The sequence below is a fragment of the Micromonospora sp. ABR4_055 genome, from assembly GCF_056160425.1.
Window position 1 is genome coordinate 1 of sequence record NZ_JBSWXD010000205.1, and the last position, 9,810, is coordinate 9,810.

Here is a 9,810-nt window from a genome sequence, read left to right on the forward strand (position 1 = left end):
TTGTCGGCAGCGTCAGATGTGGAGAAGAGACAGGACCGGCGTGACGCTGTCCTTCACCGACACCGTGCAGCCGGAACTGTCTCACGTCGAGGTGTTCGACGGCGCCGGCGACGAGGTCACCGACGGCGACTACCGGCAGGTCGCCCCGGACCGGGTGCACCAGCCGGTGCAGATCGGTGCCGACGGTGACTACACCGTTGCGTACCACGTGACGTTTCCCGACGGTTCGGACGTGACTGACGTCTACCGGTTCAGCGTGGGCACCGGCGTGCCGCCGGCCGCGCTGGACGCCGCGACCCGGGAGGCCCGTACCGACGCGGTGTCCGAACACGCCCACCAGATCGACGGATTCAGCGCGACCCTGCTGGTCATCGACGGGCTGGTGCTGTTCGTGGTGATCGCGCTGCTGTGGCTGCGGCCCCGCGACGGCCGGCCGACGTCACTGCGCTACCGCGATCCTGACTGACGAATCAGACAGCGGGACGGGGTACGCCGGCGGTCGACGTGCCGGACCGACTGATCGGCGCCTGCGTTTTCGACCGCCGGCGCCGATCAGTTCGTGGGCCATGGCCACGGCCCACGGCCACGGTCAGGGGATGGGGAAGAACGCGCGGACGAACCGGTCCCAGTTGCGGTCACCGATCGTCGCCCGCATCCGGGTCAGCAGCCGGGCGGGTATCCCGAGTCGGTACCGGACGCGCGGGTTGGGGTGGGTGACCGCGGTCTCGATGACCTTGGCTACATGCTCGGCGCGGACCGCCATCTTGCCGCGCAGCGGCGGGTTGTCGCTGAGCCGGTACGCCTGGTGCCACTGTACGAAGTAGTCCCAGAAGTCCTTGTACAGCGCCGGGTTGCCGTGCGACTGCATGCCGAGGTCGGCGACGCTGTCCGGGACGAAACCGCCGAGGATCGGCGACGGCTCGATCAGCACCACCTTGATGTCGAACCGGGCCACCTCGTGTCGCAGCGAGTCGCCGATCGCCTCCAACGCGTGCTTGGTGGCCTGGTAGTAGCCCCGACCTGGCGTCGCGAACAGTCCGAAGATCGACGACATCAGCACCACCCGGCCACCGCCCTGCTCCCGCATCCCGGGCAGGACCATCTGGGTGAGCCGGCACAGACCGAAGACGTTCGTCTCGAACTGGGCCCGTACCTCGTCCATCGGGGTCTCCCCGATGGTGCCGTTGAGGCTGTACGCGGCGTTGTTGATCAACGTGCCGACCGCGCCGTGTTCGTCGGTGATCCGCTTGACCGCAGCGGCCATCGACTCCTCGTCGGTGACGTCGAGATGCATCACGGTGATGCCCTCGGCGGCCAGATCGGCCAGCGCGTCGACGTTGCGGCCGGTGGCGTAGACCGGCCAGCCGGCTCGGTGCAGGCGCAGCGCGGCCGCCTTGCCCGAGCCGGACGACATGCCGGTGCCCGACGACGCACCGGTCAGCAGGATCGCGCGGGATCGTGTCACGACCGGACTCCTCTCCGACCGGAGGTCACTCGTCGCCCTGTCGGGCGATCCGGCTGCGGTCGGTTGACGTACCCAACCCGGTCGCGTCGACCAGCCGGTTGATGAAGGCGAACAGGCTGGCGCAGAAGACCGCCTCGAGCATCTCGGCGTCGCTCCAGCCGGCGGCGGCGGCCTGTTCCCAGTCGGCGTCGGTGATCTTGTACGCGCCGGTGCTGACCTTCTCGACCAGCTTCATCAGCGGCCGGGTCCGCTCGTCGACCGGCAGCTCCTCGGCGGTCGAGGCGGTCGAGACGGCCTCGACCAGCTCCTCGCTGCCACCGAACTCGCTGAGGAACCAGCTGTGCGTGCCCACGCAGTACGGGCAGCCGTTCAGCTTGGACGTCCAGGCCGAGATCAGCTCTTTGAGATCGCGGGGCAGGGTGTCGCCCTTGAAGATGCCCCCGTAGCCGGCGACGACCACCTCGAGCAGCCGAGGATTGGTCGAGGTGAGCCGGAACATGTCCGGCACGAACGGCAGCCCGGTGACTGCCTTGATCTGCTCGTAGAGTTCGGCGGTGCGGCCTTCGGCGTGCTCCTCGTCAATCAGCGGGACCCGGATTCCCGGCTGCTTTGTCGTCGTTTCCATTGAGTGTTCTCCTCAGTGGGTGAGCGGGTGCCGGGCCTGCCCGTGCGTCAACCCTCCACACCAGACCCGAACCGGGGGCGAGACCTGCCGTGCCAGCCCCGACAGTGGCACACGGCGCAGCGGGCAGCACCTGTGGCAACGGTCGACAGGCATTTTGGTCGCCTCATGATGGCATGTACCGCAGGGGGTCGTGCTCTCCCAGATTGCCTAGTCGGCGCACCATTTTGAAGACCGGCGAAAGGAGGGCGGGATCTCCGATAGCTCTGGCTACGTGGCAGTATCAACCGATAGCCTGTCACCAATCAATTGGAACGGATGAGGTCATGATGCCGGGAAGTCTGATGCGTCCGGTGCTGAGCGGCCTGGGGCTGACTCAGATTCGCTACGTCTCCGCAGTGCGGCGAGGAAGGGCGAGTGGTCTCGTGTCTCAGGTGTACCGACAGATGGAAGGCGACTTCGGGGTGCTCGCGCCGCCGGTGGCCCTGCATGCTGCGGCACCTGAGATGCTCGCCGCGGCGTGGCTGGTGCTGCGCGAGACGTTGATCGTGCCCGGGCTGGCGTCCCGGGCGGCCAAGGAGGCGGTGGCCACCGCCGTCTCGGCCGGCAACGCCTGCCCGTACTGCGCCATGATCCACAACAGCGCGCTCACCGTGCTCGGTCCGGGCCGGCGCGACCAGCCCGCGACGAACGCCCCGGAACTGGACGTCTTCGTCGAATGGGTGATGTCGGTGGACCATCCGGGCAGGCCGGTCGATCCTCAGTTTCCGGCCGAGCAGCTCGCCGACCTGGTCGGTGTGGCGGTGTTGTTGCACTACCTCAACCGGATGGTGAACGTGTTCCTCCGTGACGTACCGCTACCGCCCAAGGTGCCGGAGTTCACGCTGCCGCCGGTGCTGTGGGTGCTCGGTCGTCAGATGGCCGGTGCCGCCCGTCAGGCGCACGTACCCGGGGCCGCCCTCGGCCTGCTGCCCGCCGCCGACCTGCCCGCCGACCTGTCCTGGGCGGCTGACAACGACACCGTCGCCCAGGCGTACGCGCGGGCCTGCGCCGCGATCGACGACGCCGGCGCCCGCGCGCTGCCGGCGAACATCCGCGCCCTGGTGTCGGACAATCTCGCCCGGTGGGGTGGCGGGCCACGTGGGATCAGTCGGGTCTGGGTCGAGGAACTGATCGCGCCGTTGCCCGCCGACCAGCGGCCGGTGGCGCGGCTGGCGCTGCTGGTCGCCTTCGCCTCCTACCAGGTGGATCCCGCCGTCATCGAGCGCTGCCGGCAGGTCGGCGCCGACGACCGTACGCTGGTCGAGCTCTCCTCCTGGGCGGCGATGGCGGCGGCCCGGCGGGTGGGCAATTTGCTCCCGATGCGGGGGTAGGCGACATTCCGTTCGGACAGAAAGGGTATCGCCGAGTAATGCGGGTATCCGCTACGGATGGTGATCGGCGCCCGGCCATTGATAGAGCAAGAAAGTCGAAATTTGGCTGCACTTATTGTTCTCGATTTATGGTAGGGTCTTAAGTCATCCGGACCGGTCAGGGCCTAGATGGTGGAGCGATGTTCGACACTTTCCTGCCTCCCGTGAGCCGCCGCGCAGCCAAGCGGCGTGTTGGCGATTACCCTCGGTGTACCGCTCCCGCCGCACCCCGCCAGGGTGGTGGCGGCGTGGTGGTGCCTCTGAGCTGGGGCAATGGGTTTGTGTCGATGCTCCCGGAATCTGCAGTGGGTGACCAGCGCGCGAGCGCACTGTTCGAGAGGCGACCTCGTCGTCTACAGCCGAATGGAGTTGATCCGCAGTGCCTAACGCCGTCGAACGGGCTATTGCCATCATGTGGGACCGCTACCACGAGCCACTCTCACTCGACGCTATGGCCGATTCTGCCTTTCTGAGTCGTTTTTACTTTTCCAGATTGTTTCGGTCCAAGACGGGCACGTCGCCCGGCCGCTTCCTGACAGCGATCCGGCTGTACAAGGCGAAACACCTGCTGCTGGAGACCGACATGAGCGTCACCGACATCGCCTACGCCGTCGGCTACAACAGTCTGGGCACCTTCATCAGTCGGTTCACCCGCAGCGTCGGCATCTCGCCGGCACGCTACCGGTGGCTCGCCGAGCACGGCATCCCACAGTTGTCCCAGCCCCGGTCGGCCGGCAGCCGGCGAGCTGCCACGATCAGCGGAAAGGTCGTGCTGCCGCCGATCGACGTTCCGGTCAAGGTCTACGTCGGAGTGTTCGACAGCCCGATCGTGCAAGGGCTGCCCGCCGCCTGCGACATCCTCGAGGCGTCCGGCGACTACCTGCTCACCGATGTTCCGGAAGGCGAATGGTACCTGAGGGCAGCCGCGATCGCGCTGGACGACATCACCGCCCGCCCATCGACCCGACGTCCGCTCGCGGTCGGCGCGCACGAGCCGTTGTCGGTGACGGTCGGCACCGATCTCACCGTCGACCTGGAACTGCACGCCACCGGCGTCTTCGACCTGCCCATCCTGATCGCACTGCCCGAACTCGACGGGCACGTGACCGGTTCCCGGAGCCGTCGGTCCCGCGGCCGTGACGAACGGCGCGTCGCCGGGCGGACCCGGGTGGTCGGCGCGATCCGATCGTGACCCGAAGGTCTGCCCTCACCCGGCCGGTGGCGCACGCTGCCGGCCGGGCGACGTCGATACATGTGCTTCCGACTGCGGGGTCGAGGGATCCGCAGCGACGTCTTCCGTCGGTGCTTCTGAAGACGTGATGCCGCAGGCGCATCAGAATGCACCTGCGGCATCAAGCTCAACGAGTACCCCCGACCCGGTGCGGTGACACTGCGTTCGCCGGCGAGGCAACGGCCCCTGGCGGTGGTGTCAGCGGCCAGCGACCTCGGCCAGCGACGTCGGGCGGTGACGTCAGCGGACGGGGACGACGAACGGTCCCCAGGTGAACGCCGCGAGCCACGGTGCCGGGTCCGCGCTCCAGCGCAGCGCGCGGATCCGTTCCTCGGTCAACCGGCCGGACATCGCCTGGTAGACGTCGTGCCAGGAGCCGGCGACGGTGGCCGCGGGCGCACCCTCGCCGATCGGCCACTGGCCGAGGTCGGTCTCCACCCGCAGCGCCGGCAGGCCGCGGTTGCGGGTCGACAGCGATAGTCCTTTCGCCAAGATGCCCATCGCTATCGGCAGCGCCGGGTGCTGCGGTGCCGGCGGATCCACCCCGAGCGCCCGGCGTAGATCCAACTCGTGGGTGAACGCGTCCATTACGAGAATGCCCCGTCGGACGGTGAACGGTTCGCCGAGGAACTGCTCGACCGGCCCGCTCAACCGCGTCCAGTCGTCGAGGAGCTCGCCGATCCCACCGGCCGGCAGCGGTGCGGTCGCGCGGTCCGACGGCAGCAGTGAGAACTGGATGCCGGCCGGCGTCGGTCCGCCGCCGGTGCCTTCCGTCGCCGTCTCACCCGCGGCGATCCGCTCATACACCCGGGCACAGACCTGGACCAGGTGGCTGGCCAGGTCCGCGATGCTCCAGTCCGGGCAGCCGGGTACGGCCGCAGCCAGGTCCGGCGGACCCGCGGTGAGCAGCTCGGTCACGTTCCGGCGGACCTGCCGGTACCCGGCCGCAGCCGGTCCGGTCGGAATCGGCCCGGCGGGATCCGGCCCGGCGCCCGAGACACCCGACTCGGCGCGGACGGAGTCGCTTTCGGACATGCTTGCCTCCCTGGTACGGCCGTGTCGCCACGGCGGATCACTGTCGGTCGGGCAATGGCCGTCCGGCCGGGTCGGTCGACGCCCGTCCGGCCTGCCCGGCGGAGAGCCGCCCGGTCCGGTGCAGCCAGCGCACCGTGTCGGCGACCGTTCGGCTGAACGGACGGGCGGGCGGCCCGACCAACGGCTCCTCCTGCGGCGGGTGCGCCGCGCAGGCGCAGACGTAGCAGGCGCCGTACTCAGCCGGGATGTGCCACGGCCAGACCCGCTGCACCAGGTCGGTGAGCCGGGCGAACGGCAACATCGCCCGGGCCGGCAGGAACACCGTCGGCAGCCGTCGCCCGGTCACCGCGCGGACGGTGGCCACGTAGTCGCGGGTGCTGACGTACCGTCCCGGCCCGAAGTGCCGGTCCAGGCCGTCGCTCGGCGCGGTGAGCAGCGCCGCGTGCAGGGCGGCGGTGTCGCGGACGTCGCCGGCCGGGAAACCGCCGGTTGGCCAGACCGGCATCATGCCGCGCAGCACGTACCGCAGCCGGGCGGTCTGGTCGCCGACCTTCGGGTCGTCCGGACCGAGCAGCGCCGGCGGGTAACTGATCACCACCGGCGCGCCCTGCTCCTGGTGTCGGCGGGCGACCCGTTCCGCCGCCGCCTTGCTGGCCAGGTAGGGCTCGCTGGCGGTGCCGACCGGCGAGCGCGGGCCGAGCAGCGAACTCGGGCCGTGCGCAGCGCTCGGATCGAGCGGCGAGCCGGCCGCCGGCAGCAACGCGCCCACCGTGGACACGTACACCGTACGGGCCACCCCATGGTTACGCGCCGCCGCCAGCACCAGCTCGGTTCCGCGTACGTTGGTCCGCCGGGTCGCGGCGTGCCGCCGGCTGTCGAACGAGTAGACCGATGCGGCGTGCACCACCGCGTCCGTGTCCCGGACCGCCCGGTCGACTGCGACCGCGTCGGTGACGTCGCCGAGCACCACGTCGACCGCTGTCTCGGGCACTCCCAACGGCGCCATGGCCCGGGACACCCCGGCGGGGTCGCGGGCCAGCACCCGGACCCGATGGCCGGCGGCGAGGGTGGCCGCGACCGTGTGCGCGCCGACGAATCCGGTGCCGCCGGTGACCAGGACCAACATCGGTCTCCTCCATTTCTGGAATCCACCCATGCGCCATGGTCGGATATCGTCCGCCGACCGGGCCGATAACGGCGCCTGAGCAAAACAAATCTCCCGTACCGGCGTGGAGTGCCCGTACAGGTTGTCGCTCGATGTGTCGTACGACAATTTCGTTGGTGTCGGTCCGGTCTGATCGTGCCCCGGCGAGCGACGGTGGTCTTCTCTCATAGTGCCGTTGTTGACGCTACTTAGCTGCAGGTCACAGGGCAATCGGGAAGTGGCGTCCGCACTGTCGCACCGGCACGATCAATGATGATGCTTGTCTGATCTGGATGAATGGGAGCGATAGGTGACCGGAATCATCCGAGGGCTCCGGCAACGGGTCCTGACCCCTGACATTTCGCAGACCCGGGTATCCGTTCGTGGCTTCCACGACAAAGGGCCGGAAGCAGTTGAGGTTCTGGAATCCGTCGGTGCCTCGTTCCTCGCCGGGCTCTCCTCAGCCGCCGGTGCTCGGCGGGTCACCGACGTCGACACCGACCTCGCTCCGCTGCCGACCCGCTTCCAGGGGTTCGCCTACGAGGGCGCGGCGATGGGCTTCGCCCTGGTCGACGCGATCACCCCGGGGAAACCCCGGCGCAGCGCCGAGTTCCTCGCCGGGACCGGCGACCGGCACGTCTACATGGCGTACGTCGGCATCGGCTGGGCGATGGCCCGACTGCCCCGGTTCCTCTGGGGCCGGGCCAGCGCCGCCGCGACCGACCCGTTGCTGCGCTGGCTGGTGCTCGACGGGTACGGCTTCCACCAGGCGTACTTCCACACCGCCGAGTACGTCGTCAACCGGCGGACGGTGCGCGGCTTCCCCTGGCCGTCGGAAGGCCCGACGTGGTACGCCGACCGCGTCGTGGACCAGGGCATCGGCCGGGCCATCTGGTTCGTCGCCGGCTCCGACCCGACGCGCGCCGCGGACCTGATCGACGCGTTCCCCGTCGCCCGGCACCAGGACCTGTACAGCGGCGCCGGCCTGGCCGCGACGTACGCCGGCGGCGCCACCGAGGAGGAGCTTGCCCTGTTCCTGCGCCGCTCCGGCGACCATGCCCCGTTCGTCGCCCAGGCCAGCGCGTTCGCAGCCCAGGCCCGGGTCCGCGCCGGGCTGCTGATGCCGCACACCGAGCTGGCCACCGAGGTGTTCTGCCGCACCGGTGCGGTCGAAGCGGCCCGGATCACCGACGAGGAGATCCCGCCCGTCACGGCGGAGTCCGACCTGCCGGCGTACGAGATCTGGCGGTGTGCGATTGCCGCACGGTTCCGCGCCGACGTCGGGGCGCAGCCGTGACGGCGCTCGCCGACCAGCCCAGCCGGCTGCGTCCCCCCGGGCCGTCACCCTGGTCGGCACCGGCCCTGCTGGCCCGGATGGCCCGTAACCGGTTGGATGTGATGCGGTCGGTGTCGGCCCGCTACGGCGACGCCGTCCGGCTGCCGCTGGGGCCGAAGACCCTGTACTTCTTCAACCACCCCGACCACGCCAAGCACGTGCTCGCTGAGAACCCGGGCAACTACCACAAGGGGATCGGGCTGGTCCACGCCCGCCGTACCCTCGGTGACGGCCTGCTGACCAGCGAGGGTGAGCTGTGGCGCAAGCAGCGCAAGACGATCCAGCCGGTGTTCCAGGCCCGGCGCATCGCCCGGCAGGCCGGCGCGATCGCCGAGGAGGCGGTCGGGCTGGCCGACCGGCTGCACACCATGGTCGGCCGCGACGAACCGGTCGACATCCGTCACGAGATGACCGACCTGACCCTCGGGGTGCTGGGCCGGACCCTGCTCGACACCGACCTGGGTGAGTTCGGCGGCATCGGCGACGCGTTCGAAGCCGTCCAGGACCAGGCCATCTTCGAGATGATGTCGCTGGGCGCGGTGCCGACCTGGGTGCCGTTGCCCCGGCAGCGGCGGTTCCGCCGGGCCCGCGCCGAGCTGCAGGACGTCGTCGACCAGCTGGTTGCCCGGCGGCGGGCGGCCGGCGGCATCGCCGAACGCGACGATGTGGTGTCCCGGCTGATCGGATCGACCAACGAGGAAGCCGATCCGCAGGTCGCCCGGCAGCGGATGCGCGACGAGCTGGTGACCCTGCTGCTGGCCGGTCACGAGACCACCGCCAGCACCTTGACCTGGGCGTTCCATCTGCTCGACCGGCATCACGACGTCTGGGAGCGGGTGCACGCCGAAGCGGTCGAGGTGCTCGGCGACCGGACACCGGTCTACGAGGACCTGCACCGGCTGCGGTACACCGCGATGGTCGTCGACGAGGTGATGCGGCTCTACCCGCCGGTCTGGCTGCTGCCCCGGATCGCCCAGGGCGACGACGTGGTCGGTGGCTACCATGTGCCGGCCGGCGCTGACCTGGTGCTCTGCCCGTACACCCTGCACCGGCATCCGGATTTCTGGGCGCATCCGGACCGGTTCGACCCGGACCGGTTCGACCCCGACCGCAGCACCGACCGGCCCCGGTACGCGTACATCCCGTTCGGCGCCGGCCCGCGCTTCTGCGTCGGCAACAACCTGGGGCTGATGGAGGCGGTGTTCGTTATCGCCTGCGTGGCGCGTCGGCTGCGGATGTCGGTGCAGCCCGGCTACCGCCTGGTTCCGGAACCGATGCTGACCCTGCGGGTCCGGGGCGGCCTGCCGATGCGGGTCCACGAGGCCTGACCGGCCCACCCACCTGACACAGCCGGCGCTCGCATCTGCGAGCGCCGGCTGCGTCGTGTCCGGCCCGCGACGGTCCACCGGGCGTCCGAGGCGAACTGCGACGAGTCCGAGGCGACTGCGACTCCACCACGAAGGACCGGGCGGGTCCGCGCCCAAAAGGAACGACCGGCCGGGTGGTGGGGGGTGGTCGCCTCGGCCTGCGAAACCTAACAACCAGACCCACCGGAGAAGAAACGC

Annotated in this window: 9 protein-coding genes; 5 read left to right on the plus strand and 4 right to left on the minus strand. The window is 70.0% G+C overall.

Features of this window, described 5'->3' with window-relative positions; translation table 11 throughout:
- On the plus strand, positions 1-466 hold a 466-nt coding region (locus ACXAHD_RS29410), incomplete at its 5' end, for a copper resistance CopC family protein (RefSeq protein ID WP_475054694.1).
- A 123-nt stretch (positions 467-589) separates the two neighbouring features.
- On the opposite strand, the gene ACXAHD_RS29415 is transcribed toward ACXAHD_RS29410, so the two are convergent.
- A complete protein-coding gene (locus tag ACXAHD_RS29415) occupies positions 590-1,465 on the minus strand; it encodes an SDR family NAD(P)-dependent oxidoreductase (RefSeq protein ID WP_281551620.1) in 876 nt (291 codons plus the stop codon).
- Between the two features lie 25 nt (positions 1,466-1,490).
- Entirely contained in the window at positions 1,491-2,090 is a 600-nt protein-coding gene (locus ACXAHD_RS29420; RefSeq protein ID WP_281551619.1) for a carboxymuconolactone decarboxylase family protein, read from the minus strand.
- A 443-nt stretch (positions 2,091-2,533) separates the two neighbouring features.
- On the opposite strand from ACXAHD_RS29420, the gene ACXAHD_RS29425 reads away from it, so the two are divergent.
- Both ACXAHD_RS29425 and ACXAHD_RS29430 read left to right on the plus strand, forming a co-directional pair.
- Positions 2,534-3,460, plus strand: a complete 927-nt coding sequence (locus ACXAHD_RS29425) for a carboxymuconolactone decarboxylase family protein (protein WP_281551618.1) — start codon at positions 2,534-2,536, stop codon at positions 3,458-3,460.
- 451 nt (positions 3,461-3,911) lie between these two features.
- Entirely contained in the window at positions 3,912-4,691 is a 780-nt protein-coding gene (locus ACXAHD_RS29430; RefSeq protein WP_281555704.1) for a helix-turn-helix transcriptional regulator, read from the plus strand.
- A 279-nt stretch (positions 4,692-4,970) separates the two neighbouring features.
- Here ACXAHD_RS29430 and ACXAHD_RS29435 read toward each other — a convergent pair whose 3' ends face one another.
- Together ACXAHD_RS29435 and ACXAHD_RS29440 are read right to left on the minus strand one after the other, a co-directional pair.
- Positions 4,971-5,765, minus strand: coding sequence for a maleylpyruvate isomerase family mycothiol-dependent enzyme (locus tag ACXAHD_RS29435; RefSeq protein WP_281551617.1), 795 nt, complete (start codon positions 5,763-5,765; stop codon positions 4,971-4,973).
- Positions 5,766-5,802: 37 nt separating this feature from the next.
- A complete protein-coding gene (locus ACXAHD_RS29440; protein ID WP_281551616.1) occupies positions 5,803-6,891 on the minus strand; it encodes an NAD-dependent epimerase/dehydratase family protein in 1,089 nt (362 codons plus the stop codon).
- A 328-nt stretch (positions 6,892-7,219) separates the two neighbouring features.
- Between ACXAHD_RS29440 and ACXAHD_RS29445 the strand changes: the two genes are divergently transcribed.
- Both ACXAHD_RS29445 and ACXAHD_RS29450 read left to right on the plus strand, forming a co-directional pair.
- Positions 7,220-8,206 (plus strand): DUF1702 family protein, encoded by a 987-nt coding sequence (locus tag ACXAHD_RS29445; protein ID WP_281551615.1) that lies wholly within the window; start codon positions 7,220-7,222, stop codon positions 8,204-8,206.
- Positions 8,203-9,573: a cytochrome P450 gene (locus ACXAHD_RS29450; protein WP_289211309.1), complete on the plus strand. Its 1,371-nt coding sequence runs from the start codon at positions 8,203-8,205 to the stop codon at positions 9,571-9,573. The genes ACXAHD_RS29445 and ACXAHD_RS29450 overlap by 4 nt, the downstream gene beginning before the upstream one ends.
- Positions 9,574-9,810 lie beyond the last annotated feature (237 nt).